Below are 26,810 nucleotides of genomic sequence, written 5' to 3'. Positions count from 1 at the left end.
TATTTAGTTGACCGTGCAAGCGCGGTAGAACGCCTTGTTACCGCCGTTGGTGTCCAGCTGCTCGGACGCCTCGGACAGATGGTTCTCCTTCACGCAAAAGCTGCGTACCACCCCGTACTTGTTGTTGCTTACGGAGGAACCGTGTTGGATCTTGGGGTGAAAGAAGTACGAATAGTTGACGGAGTTATTCCAGTCGGCACCGAATTCCCATGTTCCGCAGACCCGGGCCCCATCCGTCGTGCATATCTGGTGGGTGGTGGCATACGCCGGAATCGCCACAGCGGCCGTAGCGACGACACCCATCGCAGCAGAGATCACTGCATTACGCAGTCGCACTTTCCCCCTCTTTCAGTTAGACATGTCGATCACATGTTCATCTTGTTCCGTCTAGGTCGTCGACGGAGTCCATGGGCATAAGAGGCCGTTGCGAGGAGTAGCAGATTGCAAGGCTCCATTGCTTCACCAACAACGGCCCCTTCTCGCCTTGTCGGTGAAGTGATCGTAGATCATCTCCTCATCTACAAAGCTCAGAACTTCCTCAAGTTTTGACGTGATTTCGTCAAGAGCATCTTGCAGTCCCTCAAGTGGTGAGCGAAGGCCATGCCCTCTGGCGGACCCGTTTTGACCGCCGCTGCCCTTCGGCCACGTCGGCGTGCGGGAAGTCGCCGCTGATCAGTCATGCCCGTCTGCTGCCTCCACTTCTTGCTCACTCTGTTGCCGACCCACAGCAAGCCTTCCATAGCCTCGATCTTGCATGACGGTCCGCCGACGGAGTCGGTGGACCGTTTCGCTTTCTGTGGCTGATGGTGGGCAGGTCGGTGGCCCGGTTGTCGCGTCCGGTGGGCGCCGGGTTCCACTGCCCGGGATCGGGTGGTGCTGTCGTCGGGACGGTGGACGTTGCTGGTCAGCCGGGGGCGGGCAGGAGCGTGAGCCGTTCGAGGGCGGCGGTGATCTCGCCGGTCCAGGGCCAGTGCTGGGTGAGGCGGAGAATCCTGCGTCAGCCGGTGGTGACGAGCTGGGCGGCTGCGGAGAACAGGCGGAATCACAGGCGGCGGGGTTCCCAGAGCCGGGCCTTGCCGGTGAGGGCGAGCATGGGCATCCAGGCCAGGAGGTCGAGGGCGAGCTGGACGATCTCCAGTCAGATCTTGTTCTGGGCTGTGGTGTGCAGGGGCAGGTTGCGCAGGCCGGTGGCCCGGGCGGCCCGGATACGGTCCTCCGCGCGGGCTCGCAGCCGGTGGCGGAGTTCGAGCTCGGCGATCGGCCGGTGCGGCGTGTTGGTCGCGAAGCAGGTGATCCGCATGCCGTCCGCGTCCGTGATTCTCAACTGGGCTCCAGGGTGGGGCCGTTCCCTTCGCACGATCAGTCGCATGCCCTTGGGCCAGCCATCCAGGAGCGTGCCGGTGAGCTCGGCGACCCAGGCTCCGTCCCGGGCCTCACCGTCGGTCTCGACGGCCGGTGTCCAGGCTGAGGCGGGGACCTTCAGCACGTGTTGGTGGATCGCTTCGGTGACCGTCATGCCGACCGAGTAGGACAGCCATCGTCCCCGCTTGGCGAGCCAGGATACGAAGTCGTGGGTGCCGCCCGCGGAGTCGGTGCGGATCAGGGTCTGCCGTCCTCTCCGGTAGTGCTTGGGCAGTTGGGCCAGGGCGAGTTGGGTGGTGGTGATGTGGTCGGCTGCCGTGTTGGAGCCCGCGTTTCCCGGTCGGAGGAGGGCGGCGACGGGCTCACCGGTTCCGCCCGGGCCGTGGTCGACGAAGGCGGTAAGCGGGTGATGGCCGTAGGTCTTCTTCCAGGTCGCGGCCGCGTCCTCCTTGTCGGAGTGGGCGATCACGAGGACGCCGTCGAGATCGATGACGCCCTGTCCGTCGGCGTCCGGGGCGTTCTTGCCGGCCAGCGACCAGACCCGGTTGCGGACTTCGGAGCGTGCGGACCGGATGGCCTGCAGGGCTTTCTCGCCGGCGGCGGCGAGGGTGTCGATCAGGCGGGAGACGGTCGGGTCGGAGGCGACCGGGCCGAAGACGGCCGGCTCACACCGCAGCATCGCGACGTCCGCGCGGCAGTCCCCGCCCAGAGTGACCGCCAGCGCGACGTCCAGGAGGGCCTTGCCGGGATCGTGGACGGCCCGCGGTTTGCGCCACGGAGCCAGAGCCTGGGACATGGCTTGGTCAAGGCCGCTCTTGCGGACCGTTTCGATGAGCAGGACCGATCCGGCCTGGGAGACGACCTGACAGCCGTCGTCCCGGACACGGACACGGGGATAGGACCCGATAGAGTCTTCACCTGGGAAGTGCCTCCGGCGGTGGCAGGAACAAGGACCTCGACAATCCTCATTCTTGCTGGTCAGAGGCACTTTCTGCTTTCCTGACCGCCTGCCGGACAGCCCGCTTCTGACCTTGCTCCGGTTCGACGGACATTCGAGATCAGGGGTTCGTCCCCGGGAGGATGTCCATCATGGAGAGCATGGGGAAGAAGCCTCGTCGCGCTCGCCGCTCGTTCACGCCGGAGTTCAAGGCCGAGATCGTTGAGCTGTGCCGTCGCGGCGACCGCTCGGTCGGCCAGGTCGCCAAGGACTTCGACCTGGTCGAGACGCGGGTGCGCGACTGGGTCCGACAGGCAGAGGTCGACGCCGGCGAGCGGGCCGGCCTGACCAGCACCGAGCGTGAGGAACTGGCCGCGCTACGGCGGGAGAACCGCCGCCTGCGGGAGGACGTGGAGGTCCTCAAGCGGGCCACGGCTTTCTTCGCGAAGGAGACCCGGTGAACGTGCACCCGTTCATCGAGGCGGAGAAGCAGGCCGGTCACAGCGTCACACGCGTCTGTGAGCTGCTGGAGGTCTCCCGTGCCGCCTACTACGCCCGCCGATCCGGCCCAAGTGCCCGTGCCGTTCGCGATGCTGCGCTGACCGAGAAGATCCGTGCGGTCCATGAGCGCTCGCGGAGAACCTACGGCGCCCCGCGCATCCATGCCGCCATCAACCGTGACGGCACCGCCTGCGGGCGACGACGGGTCGCCAGGCTGATGCGGCAGGCCGGCCTGACCGGCGTCACACGCCGACGCCGCCAGCGCACCACCATCCCGGACCCGAAGGCAGCCACCCGCCCTGACCTGGTGCTTCGCGACTTCCGGCCGGACCTGGCCGGCGCGGACACGCGTTGGTGCGGCGACATCACCTACATCCCCACCGATGAGGGCTGGCTGTACCTGGCCACCGTCATCGACATCGCCACCCGCCGCGTCGTCGGCTGGGCGACCGCCGACCACCTGCGCACCAGTCTGGTCGCCGACGCCCTCACCACCGCCTGCCACACCCGGCGGCCGAAGCAGCCCGTGATCTTCCACTCCGACCGCGGCTGTCAATACACCAGTCGTGAACTTGCCTCTCTCGCAGCACAGTTGAACGTTCGCCTGTCCGTGGGACGGACCGGGCAGTGCTGGGACAACGCCCTGGCGGAGTCCTTCTTCTCGACGTTGAAGAACGAGCTGCTCGGCACACAGTCCTGGCCTGGCAGAGCAGCCGCCCACACCGCGATCTTCGAATGGATCGAGAGCTGGTACAACCTGCACCGTCTACACAGCAGCCTCGGATACCGCAGTCCCGCCGACTACGAGACCGCACTCGCAGCCTGACCACCGCACAGAAGGTGTCTGTCAAAGCGGAGCAAGCTCAGCCCGAGGCTGCCTCGCCGGCGCGGACGTCCTGGCGAGCGCGTACTCGACGTGCGGGATCGAAGCCGCGCTGCTCGGCATCCCGGTCCTCGAAATCGGCCCGCCGGGCGAACGCACCCTGGGCCTGACCAGTCACGGACTGGCGACCCGGTGCGAAGCCGCCGATGAGGTCGCCGAAGCACTCTCCGGCTTGCGCGCGGGCCCTGCGCCGATCCCGCGGGCGGCCCTGGACGCGGTCTGCCGGTGGCGCGGCGACAGCGCCACTCGGATCGCCCGGCTCATCACCGAACGCGCCACCTCCGGCCCGAGGGCCGACGACTCCACCCACCACCATCCGGGCGCCGCTGCGTCGCCCAAGGACGAAGGAGCATCCGTCCGATGACATCCCTCACAGCCGACAGCATCACCGAGCTGTTCTCCGGCGCCGTCACGCTGGCCAAGTCCGGCGAGAAGATCAGCCCCCGGGGCATGGCCACCCACGAAGTCCGCGACGTGCACCTGCTGCTCACCCAGCCGCGTGCCCGCCTGCTCTACGCCCCGCCCGCCCGCATCGTGAATCCGGCCTTCGCCGTCGCCGAGACGGTCTGGCACCTGTCCGGCTCCGACGCCCCGTGGATCTTCGACTACAACAACCGGCTGCGGCAGTTCGCCGACGAAGGCGTCCTCCTGGGGGCGTACGGCCCCAGGATGCGGAACTGGGGTGGCAAGGTCGACCAGCTCGCCCGCGTCGTCGAGATCCTCCAAGCCGACCCCGACTCCCGGCGAGCCCTGATCCAGCTCTACGACCCGGCCCAGGACGCCGCAGGGCACAAGGACGTGCCGTGCACCCTCGGGTTCCGGTTCCACCTGCGCGCCGGCCGCCTGCACATGGCGACCATGATGCGCGGCCAGGACGTATGGATCGGCATGCCGTACGACGTGTTCTTCTGCACCGTGCTGCACGAGCTGGTCGCCGGATGGCTCGACGCCGAACTCGGCGAGTTTCACCTGCACATCGGCTCGCTGCACATCTACGACGAGCACATCGAACAGGCCGACACGCTCACCTCGCTCCCGGCGAGCGGGATCATGCCCGACCTGCGAACACCCTGGAACGGCTTCGACGGCCTGCTCGACCAGGTCGAGGCCCGTGACGTGACCGGCCACCCCGGCTGGGATGCGATGGCCGAGACGCTGCGCAGCTACCGGTTGTGGAAGGACGGCAAGCGCGAGCAGGCGTGGCGGGCCGCCGACACGATCGATGGGCCCCTCGGCCAGGCCCTCACCGCCTGGTACGGAGAGCTGGAGCGGCGCTCGACCAATCGCGCCACGACGGCCGGGGCAAGGTGACCGCCGCCATGACGCGCACCCCCTCCGTCATCCTCGGCCTGTGCTCGTACATCCACGACTCCTCGGCCGCCCTTCTCGTCGACGGTGAACTCGTCGGCTTCGTCGAGGAGGAACGCCTCTCCGAGCAGAAGCACACAAAGCTCTACCCGGCCCGCGCCGTGGGCTGGGTCCTCGACCAGGCCAAGCTGAGCGCCACCGACGTGGACGCCGTCGCTTACAACTTCCAGCCCGCCCGCTACCTCGCCGAGTCGCCCGTCGCCCTGCGCATGGCGCTCTCGTCGGCCACGCGCGACCGTAGCCTGGCTCGCGCCCACGGGTTCGCCAAGGTCGCCCTGCGCACCCGGCGGCGGCTGCGCGTCCTCGGCAGCCAGTTCCCCTCGGCCCGCGTCACACCGGTCCTTCACCACCGAGCCCACCAGCTCACGGCCTTCGCCGCCTCCGGCTGGGACGAAGCGGCCGTACTCGTCGTCGACAGCCTCGGCGAGCGGCAGACCACCACGATCGCCCACGGCCACGGCGTTCAGCACCCCCGCGTCCACACCCTGGAAGCGATCAACGACCCGGCCTCCCTCGGCTACGTGTACGGCGCCGTCACCGAGCACCTGGGCTGGAGGCGTGGCGACGAGGAAGGCACCGTCATGGCGCTGGCCGCCCTCGGCGACCCCGCCCGCTTCCGGCACCTGTTCACCACGGCCGTCCGCACGACGGCCACGGGCTTTCGCATCCACCCCGGCTACTTCCCGACGCGCACCCTCAGCTCGGGATACCCGAGGACGTCCCGGCGGTTCGTCGCCGAGACCTGCCCCGAGCGGTACCCGAGCGAACCGCTCACCGACGTCCACCGAGACCTGGCGGCTGCCCTCCAAGAGCGGACCGAGCAGGTGATGGTCCACCTGGCCCGCCGCGCCAGAGTGCTCACTGGCTCCCGGCGCCTGTGCGTGGGCGGCGGCGTCGCCACGAACTGCGTGAGCATCGGGAAGATCATCGAAGCCGGCATCTTCGACGAGGTGTTCGTCCCGCCGGCACCGGGCGACGCCGGAACCGCGATCGGGGCCGCGCTCGCCGTCCACGTCGACGCGCGCACGCCTCGCCCGGTCGCCGGCATCGCCCGCCACTGTTACCTGGGCCCCTCCTACGAGGACCAGCCCCTCGACCTGACCCCCTGGCCCGGCCTGCGCCAGAAGACCCTCGGCATCGAGACCGCCGAGTTCCTCGCCGACCAGCTCGCCCACGGTGTGATCGCCGGACTCTTCCAGGGAGGGGTCGAAGCCGGGCCGCGCGCCCTGGGCAACCGCTCGATCCTCGCCTCCCCGCTGGAGCCCGGCGTCGTCGAGCGGCTCAACGCCACCGTGAAGTTCCGCGAGCCGTTCCGGCCCTTCGCCCCCATGGTCCCCGCCGAGCGAGCCGCCGAGTTCTTCACCCTCGGCCAGCCGGCCCCGTACATGTCCATGGCCTCCGGGGTGACGGACCTGACGCACGAGCGGGTGCCGGCCATCGTGCACGCCAACGGCACCTCCCGCCTGCAGACCGTCACCCGGTCGCAGAACCCGTTCATGCACGCGGTGCTGACCGCCTTCGGCCGCCGAACCGGCATCCCCGTGCTGATCAACACCTCCCTCAACGTCAAGGGCAAGCCGATCTGCGGGACACCCGAGATGGCCCTGGACTGCCTGGCCAACTCCGGCCTCGACGCCCTGCTCCTCGAAGGGCGGTGGATCACCAAATGAAGATCGGGTACAGCTTCTGGGGCTTCCTCGGCAACGGCGTCACCGACACCCCCGACGGAGGCCGCAGCCACCGCCGCCCCTTCATCGACGCCCTCCTTGCCCGCGGTCACGAGATCGTCTTCCTCCAGCCCGACCGCGACCGCCTCGAAGCCGGTGACGACCTCGGCGGCGCGTACACCTTCGACGACGGCCTGCCCGGCATCGACGCCCTGTTCCTGGAGTGGCGCTGGGCGATCCCCGGCCGCAACACCACCGTGTGCGGCAGCGAGGGGCACACCTGCGACCTCCACCGGCAGGCCCAGCTCATCAACCACTACACGGCCCGGCACCGGACACCCACCGTCATCTGGGACAAGGACCGCACCCTGCGCGCCGAGAGCGTGTGGCGCCGTACGGCCCACACCCGCGTCTGCGAGGCCGCGCTCGCGCCAACCCCCGGAGCGCACTCGCTGCTCTTCCCCGTCGCCGAGGACCTCCTCGCCCAGGCCGATCCCCTCACCCAGGCGGCGCGGGCCCGGGATCTCGCGCTCGGCTACGTGGGCAACCAGTACGACCGCGACGAGTCCTTCGACCGCTTCTTCGCCCCGGCCGCCGCCCGTGTCGAGCACCTGGTTGCCGGGAAGTGGACGAAGACCGGCCGCTGGCCGCACGTCCGATTCGCGGGGCGGATTCCGTTCGAGGACGCCGCTGGCGTCTACGGCCGGTCCCTGGCCACGGTGCTCATGCTGCCCGAGCGGTACGCCGCCGTCGGGCAGATGACCCAGCGCATCTTCGAGGCCGTGCTCGCCGGCTGCCTGCCGCTGGCCCCGGCGGACATCCGCTTCGCCGACCGGTTCGTCCCCAAGGAGCTGGTCGTGCGCTCCGGCAGCGACGTTCTCGAACGCCTCTCCTACCTGCGCGAGATCGCCGGCACCGAGCAGCACGCCGCCCTGATCGCCGCGTGCGTGGACCGCTTGCGCCTGTTCGGCCTGTGCAAGCAGGTCAACACCCTGGAGTCCGTCCTGCACGGTCTCCTTCAGTGCACCGCGACCGAGCGGGGGGCTGCCTGATGCAGACCGCTCGATCGACCACGGCGCGCGAACCCTCGGGGCGCGTCCCGGAGGATGGGCCCACCGGACACCCGAACCTCTCTACGCTGGAGCACCATGAAGAAGGTCGCCATCGTCGGCTGCGGAGGCAGCGGCAAATCCCACGTGGCCCGCGAACTGGGCAGGATCCTCGACGCCCCGGTGACGCACCTGGACACCGCGTTCTACGACGACGAGTGGAACGCGTTGCCGATGGACAAGTTCACCGACGTCCAGCGCGAGCTGGTCGCGCAGCCGCGGTGGGTGATCGACGGCAACTACAACTCGACGCTGCAGGTACGGCTCGAAGCCTGCGACACGGTGGTCCTGATGGACGTGTCGACCGTGGCGGCGCTGTACGGGATCTTCTCCCGGCAGATCCGGCACGGGGCCGGGCACAAGGGCAACGGGGTGCACAACCGCATCCACTGGGGCGTGATCAAGTACGTCGCCACGTACCGGCGCAAGATGCGGCCCCGCGTGATGGCGAAGATCGAGGAGTTCGGCTCCGGCACCGACGTGGTGCTGCTGGCCAACCGGCGTCAGACGCGCCGCTGGCTGCGGAGGGTCGCCGCCGAGCAGTCCTGACCGGTCCGCGCCCCCGGCCAGGGGGTTTGGCATGAACGAGCTCAACCCGTTCCTGGACCCCGCCCGACAGTCGGAGCTGTACGGACACGCCTCTCGGCTGGCCGGGCGCACCAGCGCCCTGATGCGAGCCAAGACCGCCGGCCACCCGGTGCCCGAGACGATCGTCAGCCTGGTGCAGACCCATCACGCCCAGCCCGACCGGCTCGGCGTGGTGCTCGACATCGGCTGCGGTCGTGGCACGAGCAGCCGCGTCATCGCCGAGCAGCTCCGGCCCGAGCGCCTCGTGGGTCTGGACGCCGCCCCCTCCCTGCTCGCTCAGGCCCGCGAGCGCGCCAAGGACCTGCCCGACAGCACGGTGGACTTCGTCGAAGGCGACTTCCACGACCTCCCTCTGCCCGACGCGTCGAGCGACATCGTCGTCGCGGCGTTCTGCCTCTACCACTCGCCGCGCCCCCAGGACGTCGTCAGACAGATCGCCAGGGTCCTCGCCCCCGGTGGTGTGGCCGTGCTCGTCACCAAAAGCCTCGACAGCTACCGGGAGATGGACCAGCTGGTCGCCGCCGCCGGCCTCGATCCGCATGCCGCCCAGCACGAGAGCCTCTACACCGCAGCCCACAGCGGCAACCTCGCCGACGTGGCCGCCTCCTCGCTCGACGTGATCGCCGTCCTAGACGAGGAGCACGTCTTCACCTTCGACGGCCACGACCACACGGCGCAGTACCTGGCCACCAACCCCAAGTACGACCTGGCGCCCGGCCTGTACGGCAACCCCGGTGCCCTGGCGGCGACCCTGCACGAGTTCCTTCCCGACCAGCCGCTGACGACCCGGTCCCGGATCACCTTCGTCGTCGCCCAGCCGAAGGAAGGAGGAGAGCCGGCATGAGCCACGCCTCGTTCACCAAGCACTACGCGGAACCGGAGCGCGCGGCGGGGGCGGTGCGCCACTACCGGTGGCTCACCGCGCACGCCAAGCCGCTGCGGCAGCCGGCCCTCCACACTGCCGGACCGCGGTTCCTGACGTTCGAACGGATCGAGGGCCGCCCCGTACGTCCCGAGGACCTCCCGCGCGTGGCGGAACTGCTCGGCCACGCCCACGGTGCCGCCTGGGCCAGCGACCTGCACTCCGCATCGCTGGACACCCCGCACCACTTCGAGGACGGCACGCTGTTTGACGACTACCTCGGTCCCCGGAAGGTCGCCCTACGGCGACGCCACGAGCAGGGCTACCTGTCGAACAAGACGGCCCTGCACGCGATGCTCGGCCTGCTGCAAGCGACCGCCGAGGGCCCGTGCGTCTTCTATAAGGACAGCAACCCGCGGAACTTCATCATCACCGCGCAAGCCATCGTCGCCGTCGACACCGACGACCTGTCCCTCGCTCCGTTGGGCTACGACCTCGCCAAGCTCGTCGCGACGCTCCACCTGACCTACGGTCCGCTCGCGGACCAAGCCGTCACCACCGCCCTGCTCGCGTACAACGCGGCAGCCCGACGCTACGACGCCCGGCTGGGCACGACGGACCGGGGCCAGCTCGACAGCTTCCTGGGCCTGCACGCCGTGCTCACCGCCCCGTACGTCGGCCGCAACGGCTACCACTACAGCCTGCCCCTCCGTTTCACGCACCGAGGAGCCTCATGATCACCACCGAACTCGTCTTCGTCCGGCACGGCCAGGCCCAGTGCAACGCCGACGGCCTGGTCGGGGGCCCGCGCACCTGCACCGGCCTGACCGACCTCGGGTACGCCCAAGCCGAACAGGCCGCACGCCGCCTGGCCACCGAGCACCTGAAGAAGCCCTTCGACGTCATCTACACCGGCCCGCGGATCCGCCTCGTCCAGACCGGCGAGATCATCGCCCAGACGCTCCAGATCCCCGTGCACCACGACGAGCGACTCGACGGCCCGGTCCACGGCGACGCCGACGGCCGGCCCTGGGACGCGGTGAAGACGGCCGCCGACGGCGGCCCTCACGCCCACCCCGACACGCCCTGGGCCAAGGGCTCCGACACCTGGAACGGGTTCCTGGAGCGCGCCAGCAGGAACCTGAGCCAGCTCATCAAGGAGAACCACGGCAAGCGCGTCGTCTTCGCCGCCCACGGGGAGACGGTGATCACCGCACACACCCTGCTGCTCGGCATCCCGATCGGCTCGCCCGCCGGATTCACCCACAACCACGCCTCGATCACCCGCTGGCAGCACCACCGGAACCGCCTGGGCCAGACCCGCTGGATGCTCGACCGGCACAACGACACCGAGCACCTCAGCCTCCTCACGCCGGAGCCGACCCCGTGATCGCGACCTCGCGCGACCCCCGGATTCAACTGGCGCACCTCATCCTCGGCACAGTCGACATCGCAGCGGACCCCGCGCTCCCGTCCCGCGTCGTACGCCTGGTGGCCGGCGACGGGCGTCAGTTCATCGCGAAGCAGCACGCGGAGCGAGACCGGTACGCCGGAGAACTCCACGCCTACGGGGCGTGGGTCACCCATCTGACCGGCCATGCACCGGTGTTGGTCGGCCGGGATGATGCCACCCGCACCCTGCTGCTCACCGCACTCGCAGGTGACCGGGCGGACGCCTTCGCTCCGGGCTCGCCGGAGGAGGAGCTGGCCCACCACGAGGCCGGCCACGTGCTGGGCAAGCTGCACCGAGCCACGGCCATGCCCCAGGGCGGTGCCGTCGGCGCCTCACTCGCCGAGCGGTTCCAGGGGTGGATCGACCGGGCCGTCCACGCCGATCTGCTCGACGCGGCCGAGGAGAACCTGTTGAAGCACCACGCGGTCATCCTGGGCACCAGCCACATGGACAGCGCGATCTGCCACCTCGACTACCAGCCGCGCAACTGGCTGCTCGGCGACACCTTCGGCATCTACGACTTCGAGCACATGCGACGCGACGCCAGAGTCCGCGACTTCGCCCGGCTCGAATTCCGACGCTGGCAGGCCGCCCCCCACCTCCGCACCGCCTTCTTCGACGGCTACGGACGCTCACCCAACGACCTCGAACGACGCCTCCTGGAGTCCTTCGGCGCCATCGAGGCGGCCACAGCCCTGGTCAAGGGCCACCAGGAGAACGACGCCGCGCTCAGCGCGCACGGCAGAACCGTCCTGTCGCGGCTCGCCTGGCCAGCCCCTTAGACGACACCCACTCTGGAGATCTCCGTGCCACAGCACGAGCAGCCCCCGACCCACGCTTCCCCCCGACGGGCCGTGGTGACCGGCTCCGCCGGATTCATCGGCTCCCACCTCGCCCACGCCCTCGTCCAGGCCGGCACCACCGTGATCGGCGTGGACCGCCGAGACCCGTCTACCGACCCGACGGCCGCCGCCAACCTCGCCGCGCTGCGGGGGTGCCCGGGATACCACCACGTCACGGCCGAACTCCTCCACTGCGCGATCGACCCGATCCTGATCGACGCCGACACCGTCTTCCACCTCGCCGGCATCCCCGGCGTACGGCCCTCGTGGGGACCGCAGTTCGGTGACTACCTCGCGTGCAACGTGCTGGCCACCCACCGCGTCCTCGAAGCCTCCACCCGGATCGGCGTATCCCGGCTAGTCGTAGCCTCCTCCTCCAGCGTCTACGGCCCGACCGACGGCGACGCGAGTCGCGAGACCGACCGCCCCAACCCCGCCTCCCCGTACGCCGTGACCAAGCTGGCCGAGGAGCAGCTCTGTCTCGCCTACGCCGAGCGCCCCGTCGGCCCCAGCGTGGTCGCCCTGCGGTACTTCACCGTCTACGGCCCCCGGCAGCGTGCCGACATGTTCACCCACCGCGCCCTGTACGCCGCCCTGACCGGACAACCCCTGCGCCTTTACGGAGACGGCCACCAGCGCCGCGACTTCACCTACATCGACGACGTGGTCGCCGCCACGATCGCCGCCGGCACCTTCCCGAACGCGCACGGCACCATCAACGTCGGCGGTGGCTCGAACGCGTCCCTGCTGGACGTGATCAACATCGCCAACAGCCTCACCGGCCGCGAGATCCAGCTCCACCAGGACCACGTGCGCAACGGGGACGTCCTCCTCACGCGTGCCGACCCCGGCCGTGCGGGAGAGGTCCTCGGCTGGCAGCCGCGCGTCGACCTCCACAGCGGACTGCGTGCTCACATGCAGGCGCTGGCCTCCCCGGCGCCGGACTACAGCCATGCCGCCTAGGCGCACCAGTCGGATCACGAGAGGAGTGCTCATGGAGACCCCCGAGCGAGCGCGGCTGGACGCCTTCTTCCGAAGGATCACCGCGCAGTTCCCCGCTGGCCAGCCGATCACGACGTTGGTCATCACGCACCTGCTCCAGGAACGACCTGCGTTCTTGCGCGCGATGACCGCGGTGTCCACGATCGGCGCTGTTCTCCCCAAGCCCCGGTCGATCCACCAGCCGACCCTCGACACCGTCCGCCGCACCCTGCCGGTCCACGACCTGAGCCGCGAGCGGTTCACCGACGAGACCCAGGCCCTGCACTACCTGGAGGACACGGCCGGTGGCCAGGACGTCGTCCTGGTCGACATCGGCGGCTACTTCGCAGCCAGCCTCGACACCCTCGTGGACAAGTTCTCCGGCCGCATCCTCGGCGTCGTCGAAGACACCGAGAACGGACACCAGCGGTACGCGGCCCTCGGCTCGCTCCCGTGCCCGGTCTTGTCCGTGGCCCGCTCACCGCTCAAGGACTGCGAGGACCACCTCGTCGGCCGCTCCGTGGTCTTCTCCACCGACGCCCTCGTCCGTACCCGAGGGGACATCCTTACGAGCCGCAGCGCCTGCGTCATCGGCTTCGGCAAGATCGGTCGCTCGATTGCGCAGACCCTGCGTGCCCAGGACCTGCGCGTCACCGTGTACGACAACGACGCGGTCAAGCGGGTACAGGCGCACGCCCTCGGCTTCCACACCAGCGCCTCCACCACCGAGGCCGTTCACGACGCGGATCTCGTCCTGTGCGCCACCGGCAATCTCGCCCTCCGGCACGAGGATTTCGCCGCCCTGCGCAACGGCGCCTACCTCGGATCGGTGACTTCCTCCGAGGACGAACTCGAACTGGGCAGCCTCGACGACCTCTACGAACGTCAGCCCGTCGGACCCCAGTTGACCCGGTACGAGGTCACCGGCCACTACTTCTACGTTCTCGCCGACGGCGGTGCCGTCAACTTCGTGCACGGCGCCGCCGTCGGCACCTACATCCACCTCGTCCAGGCCGAGATACTCGCCGCCACCGCCGCACTCAGCCACGCGCGGCTCCAGCCCGGACTGCACGAGATGCCGGCGGCCGACCGCGACACCATCGCCAGGACCTGGCTCCGCCACTTCGAAAGGTGACCTCGTTGCCACCCTCCACAGGACACGTCCGCACCGTCACCGAGGCGTACCTCGCCCGCCACCCGGACGAGCGTGCCTCCCTGACGATGCTCTTCGACGTACTCGCGGGCACGGACGATCCCACCAGCCGCAAGACCTTCCCCGCCCACGTGACCTGCAGCGCCATCGTCATCAACGGTGAACGGCACGTGCTCCACATCCTGCACAAGGCGTCCGGGAAACTTCTGGCGCCCGGCGGGCACAACGAACCGTCCGACCAGCGCCTGCGCGACGCCGCCCTGCGCGAACTGCACGAGGAGGCCGGCATCCCGCCGAGCGCCGTGGTCCCCCTCGTCGGCCACGAGGACATCCCCCTCGACATCGACGTGCACGCGATCGACGCGAACCCGTCGAAGAACGAGCCGGCCCACCATCACGTGGACTTCCGCTGGGCCTTCCAACTCGTGACCGATCAGGCGGTGACGCTGCAGGAGGAGGAGGTCGACGGCTACCAGTGGCGGCCGTTCGCGACCACTTCCTCACCCACCGTCCGCGCCAAACTCGCCCAGCTCACCTGAAGCCTGCCCGAACCCGACCACCAGGAGGACGCCGTGGCCGCCACCACAGCCCGCCAGACCGACGCCCAACGGCGCCGGCACATCGCCGTCGTACCGTGCCGCTGGGGTGCCTCCCGCTTCCCCGGCAAACCACTGGCCCTCCTCGGCGACAAGCCGCTGCTCTGGCACGTCCACCAGCGCTGCCTGGAAGCCAAACGCCTTGACGGGGCCATCGTCGCCACGGACGACGAGCGCATCGAAGCGGCGTGCTGCGAACTCGGCATCGACTGCATCCGCACCGGGGAGCACCTCACCGGCACCGACCGCGTCGCAGAGGTCGCCGAACGCCTCCCGGCCGACGGATACATCAACGTCCAGGGCGACGAGCCGTTCATCTCGCCGACCGCCATCAACGACGTCTCCGAGGCCCTGGAATTCACTCCGCCCGGCACCTTCGCCGTGAACGCCTACACCGAGCTGGTCGACGTCGGCGCCGTCCTGGACCACAACGTCGTCAAGGTCGTAGCGACGGCCCGCAGCGATGCCCTCATGTTCTCGCGCCAGCCCATCCCGTACCCAAGGGGCGACCGGCCGAAGTACCTGCGTCAACTGGGCCTCTACGGCTTCACCGGCGAGGCTCTCCAGCACTTCCGGCAGCTCCGGCAGGGGCCCTTGGAGCGTGCCGAGGGAGTGGAGATGCTGCGCTTCGTCGAACACGGCCACGCCGTGCGGATGGTGCCCGTCCTGGACGACGGTCTAGCAGTAGACACCCCTGAGGACCTGACGCGAGCCGAGCGTTTCCTCGATCAGCTCGAAGGAGCGGTTCATAGGCGTGGGACCGACCGACCTTCTGCACGGCGGGACGGAACCACCTGATCCGGGACTTGCGCTCGATTTCCGGAAAGCCTCTGCTCTCACTCCCAGCGAACAGCAGTTCCGGGGCCTGCCCACTCCCCCTAGAGCGGCTCACTCCCTCAGCGAGTCTCGGGCTAGTTCAGGACGGGAAGCGAGGCCAGCCCGCGTACAAGACGGGCGTCCCGCCACTGAAGCTGGTCGGGAGATACGGCGAGCCGGAGGCTCGGAAACCGTGTCAGTACCGCGCGCAGCGCGATTTCGGCCTCGGCCTTGGCCAGCGGAGCGCCGACGCAGCGGTGGATGCCGTGCCCGAAGGCGAGGTGGCCGGCAGCGCCCCGGTCCGCATCGAGCTGGTGCGGTGACAGGAACCGTTCCGGGTCGCGGTTGGCGGCTCCCAGGACGACCAGGACCGGCGCGCCTGTCGGGATGTCGGTGCCGCCGAGTGTGACTGTCTCGGTGGTGTACCGGAAGGTAGCCGTGCTGACGGGGGAGTCGAATCGAAGCAGCTCGTCCAGCACCGCAGGGATGTCGTCCGGGTTCTGGCGGAGGCGGTCGAGTTCGGCCGGGTGCTGGAGCAGGGACAGGGTCGCGTTGCCGAGGAAGTTGGTAGTGGTCTCGTGGCCGGCCACGAGCAGGAGCACCGCGAGGGAGACCAGTTCCTCCTCATTGAGCCGGTCGTCGCCGTCGCGAGCCGAGATGAGGCGGTCGAGGAGCGAGCTGCCGGGGTGCTGGCGCTTGGCGGCGATGAGGTCTGTCATGTAGTCGGCCAGGGAGTGCGAGGCCGCGTCGATGACGCCCGGCTGTCCCGCCGCGAACAGTTCGCCGGACCAGCGCCGGATGTCGGGCCGGTCTTCCTCCGGTACTCCGAGCAGTTCGCAGATCACGATGACGGGTAGTGGGACGGCCAAGCCGGTCACGAAGTCGAAGGGCTCACCGACAGGCCACTGGTCCAGCAGGTCGTCGGTGACCCTGGCGATGAACGGGCGCAGTTCCGCGACCGCCCCGGTCGTGAACGCCCTGGTGACCAACTTGCGCAGCCGGGTGTGCTCGGGCGGGTCGCTCGACAGCATGTTGTGCGCCACCGCGGGGTGGAGGCGCCGCTTTGATTCCTTGCCCGCGAAGAACGCGGCGGTGTCCTTCGAGAGCCGGGCGTCGGCGAGCGCTTCCCTGGCTTCGGCGTATCCGGTGACCAGGTAGCTGAGGCGCCCGCCGGACCCGCTGGGTACGGCTTGCACGGGGCATGCCGAGCGCATGGCCGCGTAAGTGGGGTAGGGGTCCTGGAGGAAGCGGGGGCTCTGAGTCGGGTCGGTCATGTCTTCAGGTTCCAATTGTTCATGGCCGGCCGTCGTCGGCGACATGCCTGACGTGGGCGTAGGCGTCGGCCACCAGGAGGAGCCACTGTGTGTCGGCACGAAGATCCGCGCGGGCGGCGGCGTCTACCGAGGGAGGCGCGACTTCGTCCGCGTACCGGCCGGCCTTCGAGTCCGCCAGTGCAGCTCGTACGACAGCCGCCTCCACGGCGGCGGCGCCCTGCTCGGTAGCGGTGTGGAAGTTCGACGCCGCGCTCTCCTGCACCCTGCGCGACCGGTACGGCCGGAGGGCGAGGATGCCGTCGCTGATCTCGATGACGCGCCGCTGCAGCCGGAAGTCGGAGTCGGTGGAGATGCCTTCGATGTCCTCGGCCGGCGACAGGACGATCTGCGGCATCGCGGCTGACAGGTCCTGCCAGAGGGGGCGGAGCGACTCGAAGGACCGGGTTTCCCAGCGGCGACGGCGGGCTTGGTTGATCGGGTAGAGGACAGCGGGCCACGTGAGGCCGAGGCAGATCAGTAGGACGGCGAGTGCCGGGGAGGTGACGCTGAAGACGCACGTCGAGGTCACGAGCGATGAGCACCGCGCGTGCGTTTCGCCACCCAGTCCCAGACCGAGGCCGACGATGCGTGTCAGCTTGTAGACGACGTAGACGAGAGCGAACACGCAGCCTGCGGCGGCCACCCGCAACCCGACCCGGATGCTGTCGCGCCGAGTCGCCTTCGACTGGCGTACGGCCTGCATCAGGAAGTCGACCACGGAGAACCCCAGGAAGGAAATGTAGGGGAGTAGGTAGAGCGCGTAGACCTGCGGAGAACGAGCTGTCAGCTGCTCGTAGACGAACAGCCCGGTCATGGTGACGACCGACGCGGTGAGCAGGGCGAGGCGGACCCTGATGCGCCGCCGCGCCTCGCAGGGTTCGAGGTTGAGCAGGAAGGAAACGGCCAGGACCGCTGTGGCGGCACCCAGAGAAGCGCAGTTACTCAGCAGTCGGCCGACGTGCGGCACGATCGACTCCGCGACGTCTCTGAACAGCGGCGCATAGGAGGCGAAGGCCATGGCGAAGGAGCCGAGAAGCGCGCCCATGGCCGACGTGCCGGTCGGACGGGGCGTTCCACGTCCGAGCACCCAGTAGCCGGCTACCGAAGCGAGCAGCAATGCCATCCCGAGGAAGACAGCATTCGTCATGCGCGGAAGCGACCTCTCCTGATGGGCTGGGCGAAGAGAGCTTCCCAGCTGTCCGGGCCCCGCTCGGGGCGCTGCGAAGGGGCCTCGCGTTCGCGGTAGATGCGTTGGCGGACGACCGTCGCCATCATCTCCGCCTCGCGCTCGTCAGCAGTCGAGTAACTCGTCCGCCCGGACATACGCATCACCAGCGTCGGGTTGACTCCGAGGGAGCGGGCCGTGTCCGCGTCGACCTCCAGGCTTCCCGGATGGTCGCAGTACACGTGGCACAGCTCGTGGGTGAGGATGTGCCGCTGGTGGTGGACGGACGTGCCCTCCTCGTAGAAGAGGAGATCGGCGTCCGGGGTCTCGATTCTCATTCCGCACGGCGCATCGACCGCGCCGAGCGTGCTCAGCGGCTGCAGGACGATGGGCTTCCCGCGAAGCTCGGCTATGGCCTCGCTCAACTGGCGGGTGGTGAATCGGTGCGGCAGACGCAGGAGGTCGATCTGCTCTTCGCACGATGCGCGCAGTCGACGCGTGTCGACTTCTGGCAAGGACACGGTGCTCCCCTTCGGCCTCGGCGGTGCGTCAACTTGTGGGTGGACGGAAGCCCCGAGGATGCCAAGAGAACGCAGGAACTCACGCTTCCTGGAAGTGGCAGTTCCGATTACGCATGGTGACTGGCGGAGGGGGTGAGCCTTCCTGGTCACCCCCTCCTCGCCGTCGGCCGAAACGTAGGGGGCCGGTGATTCGGGCGCGAGGCGGTTCGCACTCTGAGTAGTTGACTACTTGATTATCCGTTATGTCTGACTACGCTGAATGACTGAACCATGATCGACCGGATGGGAGGTTGGGCGCTCTATGGCGCATGTCACCCAGTGAGCGCATCCTAGGCTCGCCCTTATGGGCGTGCGGGGCGGGCGGGTCGCGGGTGGCGAAGGTGATGGCGAGTCGCTGCCTGGGCTGCTGCAATCGTGGCGTCGGCGGGTGAATCCCGATGAGATCCCCGGGTTGACCTCTCCGGGCCGTAGGGCGAAGGGTCTGACACAGCGTGACGTGGCTCGGCTGACCGGGGTGAGTGAGCGCTGGTACGGGGCGCTGGAGCGGGGCATGGAAGCCAAGTACTCCGCTGACTTCCTCGATCGACTCTCGTCGGTGCTGGGTCTGAGTCGCGCCGAGCGCGACGCCCTATACCTGATGGCGCTGGGTCATCCGCCGGTGGTCGCCGCGGTTCCGGAGGCCGATGCGGCGGCGGAGATGGACGAGGTGCTGCAGCGCTTTCTGGACGGCCAGGCCCCCGATCCCGCCTTCGTGACGGACCTCGCCTGGAACGTGATCGGGTGCAACGAGCCGCTGCTGGACTGGTTTCCGTGGGCGGCTCACCAGGCGAATCAGATGCGGTGGGCCTTTCTCAGTCCGGAGGCCCGCGAGCAGCTTGTGAACTGGGAGCAGGACTGGGCTCGCTCCTACCTAGGGCAGATCCGCTACGAGCGCGCCCGCCATCCGGGCCACGAAGGGCTGCGACAGCTGGAGCGCGACATCCTCACGAGTTCCCCGGCTGCACGGCAGATGTGGGACCGCCGTGAGGTGGTCGAACACGCCGACGGAGACCTGCGCAGGCTTCGACTTCCCCATCATCGGGGCCGAGAAGTCGGCGTGCGGATCATGGCTCTGCGGCCCATGCGCAGCGACCTCCTCCGGGTGATCGTGCTGATGGAAACCGACTCTGAACCTGTCGAGACGTGATCGACGGGAGCGGTACGCGCTGCTCTGCGTGCGGCCGAGCCCTTACTTGTCGTCGAGCAGTCCCGACGCTTCTGACTCGTCGGGCATTCCTTCCAGTTTTCGGGCCTGGTCGATCACGGTGTTCACAATGTTCAGGCTCGAAGCGCTGAGGCCGTTCGCGCGCAGAGCGACCCGGCGCACCCCTTGGTCGCGCATGGCGGCGACCAACTGGATCTCGGCACGCTGGCGTTCCGTCTCCTCCTCGTCGAAGAAATAGCCCGGGTTCACGCCGAAGAAACCGGCCAACGCGCGGATGGTCTGCATCTTCGGGTTCGAGTTGGTGCCGGTGCGGAGCTGTTGGATGGCGCTCGCGGAGATGGTGACGCCGGAGGTGTCACGGATGCCCTGAGAGACCTCCGCGTAGGTGTAAGGCCCGCGGCCCTTCGGGTGCACCTCTCGGAACAGGTAGTCGAGCGACTCCGAGAAGGTGCGCTCGCGCGATTCGGTCATCTCCAGATCTCCGTCATGGCGGCCATCATATCCATCTCAGTGGTGATCATGGTTACCCAGGTCCAGTGTCTCGCCATTGCAGTTGACGGCGCGACGTAACTGCAATGTACGTTGTTCATCGAAAACATCCATTGCAGTGTTCCGCCGCTGGTGGTGGCTGGTCTATAGAAGCTGGACTTGGGCCGAGGGTCGCCCTATGGTCCTGGTGCCCACAGGCGGAGATCACTGGCCGACGGAACAGCCGGGAGGGGAAGGAGACGAGCACGCGCGGGTCATGACGACCGCAGGGTGCACAGGGGTGGATGAGACCGGCGCCCGGGAGCTACCAACTCCCGAGCACCGGGCCGACACCCCGAGGGGTACCGATCCACATCTCGCGGGCGGCGGGGCTTTTGCACGAGAACCGCCGCACCGCGTTCCTACGAACAACGGAGTATCACATGCTCGCCACGCCGAGCGTCAACCCAGCCTGCCCGGATACCCAACGACAGCACCGTCTCGCTGCTCAGCTCGCAGAGATGATCCCGGGCGCGGCCACGATCCGAGTCAGCCTCACCGACCCGAGCCGGGCGTGGCCCCACCCGAGGGCCGCTATCCGGGACGAGGGCGGGAAGGCCCTGGAGGTGAGCCGGACGACGGCGACGGTTGCCGCCCGCTGGATCCTGCGGGTCTGGCCGGAGGCGGACTGGACCCGGCCGCACACCTTCGACATCCAGCGCGCCGCCCTCACTTGCAGCGACCTGGTCGCCGCCGGTCGGAGCCGCTGACATGGCCCGGATACGCACTATCAAGCCGGAGGCGTTCTTCTCCGAGTCGCTCGCCGAAGTGAGCGTCGAGGCCGAGCGGACCTTCTTCGGCCTCCTCACGCAGGCCGACGACCACGGACGGCACCGCGACAACGCCGCGATCATCGCTGGGCTCCTGTGGCCCCTGCGCGCCGAGCACACCTCGGTCCACGTCGAGGACGATCTTCACCAGCTCGCGAGCGCCGGCCTGATCTGCCGGTACACCGGCTGCGACGGCCGCCGCTACCTCCACATCGTGACCTGGTCCGAGCACCAGAAGATCGACAAGCCGAGCCAGTCCCGCCTGCCCTCCTGCCCGCAGCACCAGGCTGCCGACCGGTGTGGCCCCTGCAAGGGCAACTGCACAAAGCAGACCGAGGGCTCGCCCACCACTCCCGGGGGACTCGCCGAGACCTCGCCCAACGCTCCCCGACCCCTCGATCTGCCCGCCCAGGCCACCTCGACGTCTTCCGGGCACGCGATTGTGTCCCTGGCCGACCGGCAGGCAGCCACCGATCACCTGGTCGACGTCCCTGGCGGCTCCCGATCGGAAACCCCAGGTCAGGAGGCATTCCCCGAGGACTCCTCGAACCCTCCCCGAAGCCTCCCCGAAGGCTCGGCGCCTGGATCTAGGATCTTGGATCCTGGATCTCTTGTCCCTACGGGGCGCACAGCGCCCGCAGCCGGCATCTCCGCCAAGGACCTCGTCGGGGAGTACGTCGCCGGGTGCGGCCAGCGCCCCCCGAGCGACGTGATCGGGCACCTCGGCCGGATCATCAAGAAGCTCTTGGACGAGGGCATCGCACCGGCGCACATCCGAGCCGGGCTGGCGAACTTCACGGCCAACCCCAAGCACCCGAGCGTGCTGACCAGCATGGTCAACGAGGCGATGAACGCTCGCCCCGGCGGTTTGGCGCGGCCGGGAATCCGGCCTAACGTGCCCGCCCACCAGGCGTGGACCAACCCGGCCAACGCTTCCGCCGCCTACGCCGAGGAGCTGTGATGCACACGCGTCATCGCGAACCCCAGCTCCTCGGCAACGAAGCCACGCTGGAGCGCATGGCCCGGATCCTGGCCGCCCGCAACATCGACCCGGCCGACGCCACGCTGCCGGACGACGCCGAGCCCTTCTCGCCGCTGGACGCTCTGCTCGCCGGGATGCCCCCGCGCTATCAAACGGCTGTCGCCGACCACCCCACGGTCCTGGAGTGGGTCCGGAGGGTCACCGACGCGGCCGTCGCCCCCAGCCGAGGAGCCCGACGACAGGTCACCACCGGCCCTAGCTTGCTGATGGCCGGGGTCGTCGGCGCGGGCAAGACGCATCAGGCGTATGGCGCGGTCCGAGCGCTGGTGCAGAGCGGGGTCGGCGCGCGCTGGCGGGCGACCACCGCCGCCGACCTCTACGCCGATCTCCGCCCCCGGCCCGGGGTGGACAGCGAGCGGGAGCTGGCGGCCGTCAGCCGCTGCCCGCTCCTGATCATCGACGACCTCGGCGCGGCCAAGGCCAGCGAATGGGTCGAGGAGATCACGTACCGGCTGATCAACCGGCGGTACAACTACGAACTCCCCACGCTGATCACGACCAACCTGGCGATCAAGGACCTGCGTTCCTACCTCGGGGACCGAGTCGCCAGCAGGCTCGCGCAGATGACCACCCGAGTCGCGTTCGAGGCCGTCGACCGCAGACGCCACAGCGCCGCCGCCTGACCCTCCACAGGCCACCCCGCCGGACCGCGCCCTCGCAGCGCCGTCCCCCCGGGCACCTACCGCCAGCGCACCTCTCCGCCGACGCCCCGGCGCGCGGAGAGCGATCGGAGCACCCCGCATGACCAGCACGATGAACGGCCCCGCCCACCACCGTCAGCTCGGCGACCAGACCTGGCAGGCCGACGCCGTCTGCCAGAGCACCGAGTACAACCCGGTGGACCCCGAAGTCTTCTTCCCCGAACCCGACGAGACCGCCAAGATCGCCACGGCCAAGGCCCTGTGCGGCCAGTGCCCGGTCCGGCGCACCTGCCTGGACGCCGCTCTCGAAGGGGGTGACACCGACGGGATCCGTGGCGGCCTGACGGAGGAGGAGCGCGGGCCGCTGCACGACAAGCTCGCCAGCCGCCTCGACTTCAGCCGCGTCAATGCCACCATCGCCGGACGCGACGTGCACCTCACCCATGCGGAGCGCCGCGCGGTCGAGTACGCGGCCTACCGCCACGGGGTGAGCGAGCAGCGCCTGGCCTGGCTTCTGAAGGTCACCGAGGAGCACGCCAAGAAGCGGTACCGCGAGATCCGCCGGGCCGAGCGCAACCGAACCCTGAACCAGCCCACCACGAACACCACACCCCCCGAGACCAGCGGCGAGCGCCTGATCCGCGACGACTTCGGGACGGCGGCATGAACATCGCAAGCGCGTCGAAGACGGCGCACATATCCGGGTGGGACCGCGCGGCTGTCGTGGCGCTCGGGGGCGCGGGGTGCGCGCTGTCGTACGACGCCCTGCAGCAGATGGCCGTGGCCATCCACATCCGAGGCTTCCTTACCTACCTGTTCCCCCTGGTGATCGACGGGTTCATCGCCTACGGCATCCGAGCCCTCCTGGTCCTGCGCAACGCACCACTGCGCGCCCGGCTCTACGTCTGGACGCTCTTCGGCACGGCCACCGCCGCCAGCATCTGGGCCAACGCACTCCACGCGGTGCGCATCAACCAGGACACGGTCGCCGGCACCGGCCTCCAACTCGGTGACGCGGTGGTCGCGGTGCTCTCCACCATCGCCCCGCTCGCACTGGCCGGAGCGGTCCACCTCTACATCCTCATTGCCCGGGGCCCGGTCGAGGACACTGACCGGCAGAACCTCGGTCAGCCCGGCCACCTCGGTCAGACCGACCGGGGCGACGCAATCGAGGTCACCCGGACCGACCGAGCCGGTCAGCAGCGGTCAGCAGCCGGTCAGGTCAAGTCCGGTCAGTCGGTCACCGCTCTGACTGACCGGCTGCCGCTGTCCCCGACCGACGAGGACACCGCCACCCGGTCAGTGGCCGGAGACTCGACCCCGGCGACCGGCGGCCAGACGGTCACCGACCACCGCAACCAGAGCCACGGTGCCCCTGACCTGCCGGGACAGGCGGAGGGGCGGACGGTCGCTGACTGCCCCGACAGCGCGGCCCCGGTCGGTGATGGCCAGGGCAGCCCGGCGGCGGTCACCTCGCCGCCGGTCACTGACCGGGCCGCTCGGCCGACTGGTGACCGGCGTCCTGACCCGGACACCGAGGAACTGCTGAAGATCGCCCGGTCGGCGGTCAGGGCCGAGGACAAACTGACCCGCAAGGTGGTCGCCCAGGCGATCCGAGGCCAGCAGATCCCGCTGTCCAGCGACACCCTGACCGCGCTGATGGCCCAGCTGCGCGAGCAGCACCGCCAGCCGGTCACCTTCTCCCGGCCCTGACCGAACCTCCACGGAGTGGGTGACCAAGCCGGTCACCCCGGCCGGTCACCCGCTCCGCATGTCTCAGAGACACCCCGCCACAGCAGAAGCGGAGAGCACCCGATGCGCACTCACCCGGCCACGCCCGCCGAAGTCGACTCCTGGCTGACCGTCCTGCACCAGCACGGACACCTCCACCGCGCCCAGTCCGGCCCCGACACCACCTGGATCGTGCAACGCGAGCAGCACGACCGGCCCTGGACCCTGCACCACCCCGTCCTGGCCATGGACTGGATCGAGGAACTCGTCCGCGAAATCCAGCAGCAGGACCCGGAGACGAGCCGGTGAACACCAACGACCCGGTGGCCACCTCCCCTGGACAGCAGCGTGACCCCACCACGGCTCCTGGCGGAGCAAGCTATCGCGTACGACGGTCCTACGGCCCGACGTACGCACTTGCCCCCGCCCGGGAGGGCGGGGGAAGCCCGGCTGGTCCCCGAGCGAGGGCGCACGGGGACCAGCCGGGCAACCGGCACCAGGGGGCGCCGGTCACCGGGGGAGAAGCCGATCGCGACGACCACCGCGAGCAGCCGAGCCCGAGCACGCCCGCCTACCCCGACCGCAAACCGCGCCGCCGCACCCGCAACCCCAGCGAGCGCACCCGTAAGACGACCACCCGCCTCTCCGACACCGAGAAGACCGAGATCGCCGAGGCCGCCACCAAGCGCGGCGTCACCGTTGCCCGCTTCCTCGCCGTCTCCGGCCTGAGCGCCGCCCGCGGATGCGCCGCCGTGCACAGCAACGACCAGCTCGACACCGCCATCGACGAACTCGCCGCTCTGCGCACCGCGCTGGCCCGCATCGGCAACAACATCAACCAGATCGCCTTCGTCCTCAACAGCGGTGGCCAGCCGCGCGCCGGTGAACTCGAACACGCGCTGGGCGCGCTGACCGGACTTCTCGCCCGCGTCGATGACGCGGCGAACGACCTGGTGACCCGGCGGCTGTGATGGTTCCCGACATCGGACGCGGCTCGCGCACCCACGGCCTCCTCGTCTACCTGTACGGCCCCGGACGGCGCGAGGAGCACACCGACGCACACCTCGTCGGCTCCTGGGACGGCTTCGCCCCCGACCCCGGCCGCGACACCGGCCTCGACCCCGACCCGAAGGTCACCCTCGCCCGGCTCACCGCCGCCCTGGACCTGCGGGTCAAGCAGGCCGGCGACCGCGCGCCCGCCAAGCACGTCTGGCACTGCTCGATCCGCACCGCTCCCGGGGACCGGCGGCTGGACGACGAGGAGTGGAACGCCGTCGCCCAGCGCATCGTCCACGCCACCGGCATCGCCCCGGCTGGAGACCCCGACGGCTGCCGGTGGATCGCCGTCCGCCACGCGGAAGACCACATCCACATCGTCGCCACCCTCGTACGCGGCGACCTGCGCAACCCGCGCCTGAACTACGACTTCAACAAGGCCCAGGCCGAATGCCGCCGCATCGAGAAGGAGATGGGCCTGCGGCGCCTGAACGCGGGCGACGGAACCGCAGCGAAGAATCCCAGCAGCGCCGAGAAGTTCAAGGCCGAGCGCACCGGCCGCCCGGAGACCTCGCGCGAGATGCTCCGCGAGGCCGTTCGTCGAGCCGTAGCGGGAGCGAATTCGGAAGAGGAGTTCTTCACGCGGCTCCGAGAGGCGGGAGTACGGGTGAAGCTGCGGCACGCACCGTCCGGTGACGCGCTCGGCTACAACGTGGCCCTGCCCGGCGACCGCAACCGCGACGGATACCCGGTCTGGTACCCCGGCTCCAAACTGGCCCCCGACCTCTCCCTTCCGAAGATCCGACAACGCCTCACCGACGGGGCCGCCGAGCCGAGCGCGCCCGCGGTCGGCGCTGACCGGACGAACTGGTCACCGCCCGCCCGTCAACGACGCAACGCCACCGTCATCGCAGAGCGCTCGGCCACGCTCCTGGAACGAGACGAGGACGGCGAGGCCGCCCCCCAGCTCGTCGGCGTCGGAGAACTCCTCGACGCAGTGGCTCAGACCTCACCGGCCACCACCCGCACCGAGCTGGCCGCCGCAGCTCGCGCCTTCGAACGGGCAACCCGCAGTCGTGTCCGCGCCGAACGCGCCGACACCCGAGCCCTCCGCTCAGCCGCCCGAGGCATTGTGCAGGCCGGCGGGGCGCTCGGCCGAGGCGAGGACGGCGGCACCACCGCCATGCTCGTCTCCACCCTCATCCTCGTCACCCTCGCCGCCGCCCGCTGGCACTCCGCCCGCGGACACGCCCAGCAGGCCCACGCCTCCCGACAAGCCGCCGCGCACCTTCGCACCGCCTACCGCCAGGCCGCCGCCACCCCGATGCGCATGCTGCACGACCAAGGCCGTGCCCTTCCTGACGCCCAGCGCCTCACGCACGAGGCCACCCTTCGCGCCGTCCTGCCCGAGAAGGTCGTACGGGCGGGAGGCACGGAAGCGAGGACCGACGCCTTGGTCGCCACCCTCGCCCAGGCCGAGCGGGCAGGGCACGACTCCGAAGCCCTCCTGCGTCAGGCCGTCGACATGCGCGAACTCGACAGCGCCGACGACGTGAACGACGTCCTGGTCTGGCGCCTGCGGCGCATAGCCCAGCTCCCGGCACACCCGGGTGACGGTGCCCGTCGTCCGCAGGCCGCCACCCGCCAGGCCATCACGCCGAGCAGCCGCACCAGTGAACGAAACGCGACGGCAGCCGTACCGCTCGGAACTGCTCAAGACCCCAACCGCCGCTCGCCACGTCGCTGACCACGTCGAACCGGACGTGGACCACCGTCCGAGC

27 protein-coding genes and 2 pseudogenes are annotated in these 26,810 nt (G+C 69.5%); 23 read left to right on the top strand and 6 right to left on the bottom strand.

Going from position 1 to position 26,810, the window contains the following annotated elements; all coding sequences use genetic code 11:
• Positions 1-3 precede the first annotated feature (3 nt).
• Both AB0C59_RS20630 and AB0C59_RS20625 read right to left on the bottom strand, forming a co-directional pair.
• Positions 4-303 (bottom strand): lactococcin 972 family bacteriocin, encoded by a 300-nt coding sequence (locus AB0C59_RS20630; protein WP_363006627.1) that lies wholly within the window; start codon positions 301-303, stop codon positions 4-6.
• A gap of 601 nt (positions 304-904) precedes the next feature.
• Positions 905-2,269: pseudogene (locus AB0C59_RS20625) on the bottom strand (IS1380 family transposase).
• 173 nt (positions 2,270-2,442) lie between these two features.
• Between AB0C59_RS20625 and AB0C59_RS20620 the strand changes: the two are divergent.
• From AB0C59_RS20620 to AB0C59_RS20555, 14 genes and pseudogenes are all read left to right on the top strand, one after another.
• Positions 2,443-2,739 (top strand): annotated as a pseudogene (locus AB0C59_RS20620) (transposase); the annotation flags it as partial.
• Between the two features lie 17 nt (positions 2,740-2,756).
• Complete coding sequence (locus AB0C59_RS20615) at positions 2,757-3,626, top strand: IS3 family transposase (RefSeq protein ID WP_363006537.1); 870 nt, start codon at positions 2,757-2,759, stop codon at positions 3,624-3,626.
• 417 nt (positions 3,627-4,043) lie between these two features.
• Positions 4,044-4,994 carry a thymidylate synthase gene (locus tag AB0C59_RS20610; protein WP_363006535.1) on the top strand — a complete coding sequence of 317 codons (951 nt, stop codon included), beginning with the start codon at positions 4,044-4,046 and terminating at the stop codon, positions 4,992-4,994.
• 8 nt (positions 4,995-5,002) lie between these two features.
• Positions 5,003-6,721: a carbamoyltransferase C-terminal domain-containing protein gene (locus AB0C59_RS20605; protein WP_363006533.1), complete on the top strand. Its 1,719-nt coding sequence runs from the start codon at positions 5,003-5,005 to the stop codon at positions 6,719-6,721.
• Entirely contained in the window at positions 6,718-7,770 is a 1,053-nt protein-coding gene (locus tag AB0C59_RS20600; protein ID WP_363006531.1) for a hypothetical protein, read from the top strand. The genes AB0C59_RS20605 and AB0C59_RS20600 overlap by 4 nt, the downstream gene beginning before the upstream one ends.
• Positions 7,771-7,866: 96 nt before the next feature.
• Positions 7,867-8,376 (top strand): topology modulation protein, encoded by a 510-nt coding sequence (locus AB0C59_RS20595; protein ID WP_363006529.1) that lies wholly within the window; start codon positions 7,867-7,869, stop codon positions 8,374-8,376.
• Positions 8,377-8,407: 31 nt separating this feature from the next.
• Complete coding sequence (locus AB0C59_RS20590; RefSeq protein WP_363006527.1) at positions 8,408-9,259, top strand: class I SAM-dependent methyltransferase; 852 nt, start codon at positions 8,408-8,410, stop codon at positions 9,257-9,259.
• Positions 9,256-10,014, top strand: coding sequence for a phosphotransferase (locus AB0C59_RS20585; RefSeq protein ID WP_363006525.1), 759 nt, complete (start codon positions 9,256-9,258; stop codon positions 10,012-10,014). Before AB0C59_RS20590 ends, AB0C59_RS20585 begins: the two co-directional genes overlap by 4 nt.
• Positions 10,011-10,667 carry a histidine phosphatase family protein gene (locus tag AB0C59_RS20580; RefSeq protein WP_363006523.1) on the top strand — a complete coding sequence of 219 codons (657 nt, stop codon included), beginning with the start codon at positions 10,011-10,013 and terminating at the stop codon, positions 10,665-10,667. The genes AB0C59_RS20585 and AB0C59_RS20580 overlap by 4 nt, the downstream gene beginning before the upstream one ends.
• Positions 10,664-11,512, top strand: a complete 849-nt coding sequence (locus AB0C59_RS20575; RefSeq protein ID WP_363006521.1) for an aminoglycoside phosphotransferase — start codon at positions 10,664-10,666, stop codon at positions 11,510-11,512. The genes AB0C59_RS20580 and AB0C59_RS20575 overlap by 4 nt, the downstream gene beginning before the upstream one ends.
• A 24-nt stretch (positions 11,513-11,536) precedes the next feature.
• Positions 11,537-12,535, top strand: coding sequence for an NAD-dependent epimerase/dehydratase family protein (locus AB0C59_RS20570; protein ID WP_363006519.1), 999 nt, complete (start codon positions 11,537-11,539; stop codon positions 12,533-12,535).
• A 31-nt stretch (positions 12,536-12,566) separates the two neighbouring features.
• Positions 12,567-13,688 (top strand): adenosylhomocysteinase, encoded by a 1,122-nt coding sequence (locus AB0C59_RS20565; RefSeq protein WP_363006517.1) that lies wholly within the window; start codon positions 12,567-12,569, stop codon positions 13,686-13,688.
• On the top strand, positions 13,685-14,245 hold the full coding sequence (locus tag AB0C59_RS20560) for an NUDIX domain-containing protein (protein WP_363006515.1): 561 nt from the start codon (positions 13,685-13,687) through the stop codon (positions 14,243-14,245). Before AB0C59_RS20565 ends, AB0C59_RS20560 begins: the two co-directional genes overlap by 4 nt.
• Positions 14,246-14,278: 33 nt before the next feature.
• Positions 14,279-15,100, top strand: a complete 822-nt coding sequence (locus AB0C59_RS20555) for a 3-deoxy-manno-octulosonate cytidylyltransferase (protein WP_363006513.1) — start codon at positions 14,279-14,281, stop codon at positions 15,098-15,100.
• A 113-nt stretch (positions 15,101-15,213) separates the two neighbouring features.
• Here AB0C59_RS20555 and AB0C59_RS20550 read toward each other — a convergent pair whose 3' ends face one another.
• The 3 genes from AB0C59_RS20550 to AB0C59_RS20540 are packed head-to-tail and all read right to left on the bottom strand — an operon-like array spanning position 15,214 to position 18,117.
• Positions 15,214-16,392: a cytochrome P450 gene (locus AB0C59_RS20550; RefSeq protein ID WP_363006511.1), complete on the bottom strand. Its 1,179-nt coding sequence runs from the start codon at positions 16,390-16,392 to the stop codon at positions 15,214-15,216.
• A 19-nt stretch (positions 16,393-16,411) separates the two neighbouring features.
• Complete coding sequence (locus AB0C59_RS20545; RefSeq protein ID WP_363006509.1) at positions 16,412-17,578, bottom strand: MAB_1171c family putative transporter; 1,167 nt, start codon at positions 17,576-17,578, stop codon at positions 16,412-16,414.
• The gene (locus AB0C59_RS20540) at positions 17,575-18,117 is read right to left on the bottom strand and encodes a regulator component (RefSeq protein ID WP_363006507.1); all 543 of its coding nucleotides are present in this window, start codon (positions 18,115-18,117) and stop codon (positions 17,575-17,577) included. The genes AB0C59_RS20545 and AB0C59_RS20540 overlap by 4 nt, the downstream gene beginning before the upstream one ends.
• Before the next feature lie 427 nt (positions 18,118-18,544).
• Here AB0C59_RS20540 and AB0C59_RS20535 point away from each other — a divergent pair, with 427 nt between their 5' ends.
• On the top strand, positions 18,545-19,303 hold the full coding sequence (locus tag AB0C59_RS20535) for a helix-turn-helix domain-containing protein (RefSeq protein ID WP_363006625.1): 759 nt from the start codon (positions 18,545-18,547) through the stop codon (positions 19,301-19,303).
• 42 nt (positions 19,304-19,345) lie between these two features.
• Here the strand turns inward: AB0C59_RS20535 and AB0C59_RS20530 are convergent, their stop codons facing one another.
• Positions 19,346-19,792 (bottom strand): Secondary metabolite protein, encoded by a 447-nt coding sequence (locus AB0C59_RS20530; protein ID WP_363006505.1) that lies wholly within the window; start codon positions 19,790-19,792, stop codon positions 19,346-19,348.
• A 440-nt stretch (positions 19,793-20,232) separates the two neighbouring features.
• Between AB0C59_RS20530 and AB0C59_RS20525 the strand changes: the two genes are divergently transcribed.
• The 8 genes from AB0C59_RS20525 to AB0C59_RS20490 all read left to right on the top strand — a co-directional run bounded on the left by AB0C59_RS20525 (position 20,233) and on the right by AB0C59_RS20490 (position 26,776).
• Positions 20,233-20,559, top strand: a complete 327-nt coding sequence (locus AB0C59_RS20525) for a transcriptional regulator (RefSeq protein WP_363006503.1) — start codon at positions 20,233-20,235, stop codon at positions 20,557-20,559.
• Position 20,560: 1 nt separating this feature from the next.
• The gene (locus AB0C59_RS20520) at positions 20,561-21,580 is read left to right on the top strand and encodes a hypothetical protein (protein ID WP_363006501.1); all 1,020 of its coding nucleotides are present in this window, start codon (positions 20,561-20,563) and stop codon (positions 21,578-21,580) included.
• Positions 21,580-22,284, top strand: a complete 705-nt coding sequence (locus AB0C59_RS20515) for an ATP-binding protein (protein ID WP_363006499.1) — start codon at positions 21,580-21,582, stop codon at positions 22,282-22,284. Before AB0C59_RS20520 ends, AB0C59_RS20515 begins: the two co-directional genes overlap by 1 nt.
• Before the next feature lie 118 nt (positions 22,285-22,402).
• A complete protein-coding gene (locus AB0C59_RS20510) occupies positions 22,403-22,969 on the top strand; it encodes a WhiB family transcriptional regulator (protein ID WP_363006497.1) in 567 nt (188 codons plus the stop codon).
• On the top strand, positions 22,966-24,015 hold the full coding sequence (locus tag AB0C59_RS20505; protein ID WP_363006495.1) for a DUF2637 domain-containing protein: 1,050 nt from the start codon (positions 22,966-22,968) through the stop codon (positions 24,013-24,015). The genes AB0C59_RS20510 and AB0C59_RS20505 overlap by 4 nt, the downstream gene beginning before the upstream one ends.
• 102 nt (positions 24,016-24,117) lie before the next feature.
• The gene (locus AB0C59_RS20500) at positions 24,118-24,342 is read left to right on the top strand and encodes a hypothetical protein (protein ID WP_003972986.1); all 225 of its coding nucleotides are present in this window, start codon (positions 24,118-24,120) and stop codon (positions 24,340-24,342) included.
• Entirely contained in the window at positions 24,339-25,004 is a 666-nt protein-coding gene (gene mobC / locus AB0C59_RS20495; RefSeq protein WP_363006493.1) for a plasmid mobilization relaxosome protein MobC, read from the top strand. Before AB0C59_RS20500 ends, mobC begins: the two co-directional genes overlap by 4 nt.
• Positions 25,004-26,776: a relaxase/mobilization nuclease domain-containing protein gene (locus tag AB0C59_RS20490; protein WP_363006491.1), complete on the top strand. Its 1,773-nt coding sequence runs from the start codon at positions 25,004-25,006 to the stop codon at positions 26,774-26,776. Before mobC ends, AB0C59_RS20490 begins: the two co-directional genes overlap by 1 nt.
• The last annotated feature ends 34 nt before the right edge of the window (positions 26,777-26,810 follow it).

The sequence above is a fragment of the Streptomyces sp. NPDC048664 genome (assembly GCF_040650555.1).
Lineage (GTDB): Bacteria > Actinomycetota > Actinomycetes > Streptomycetales > Streptomycetaceae > Streptomyces.
Note: the sequence above shows the minus strand (reverse complement) of the source record. Positions and strands in the feature narration are given on the sequence as shown.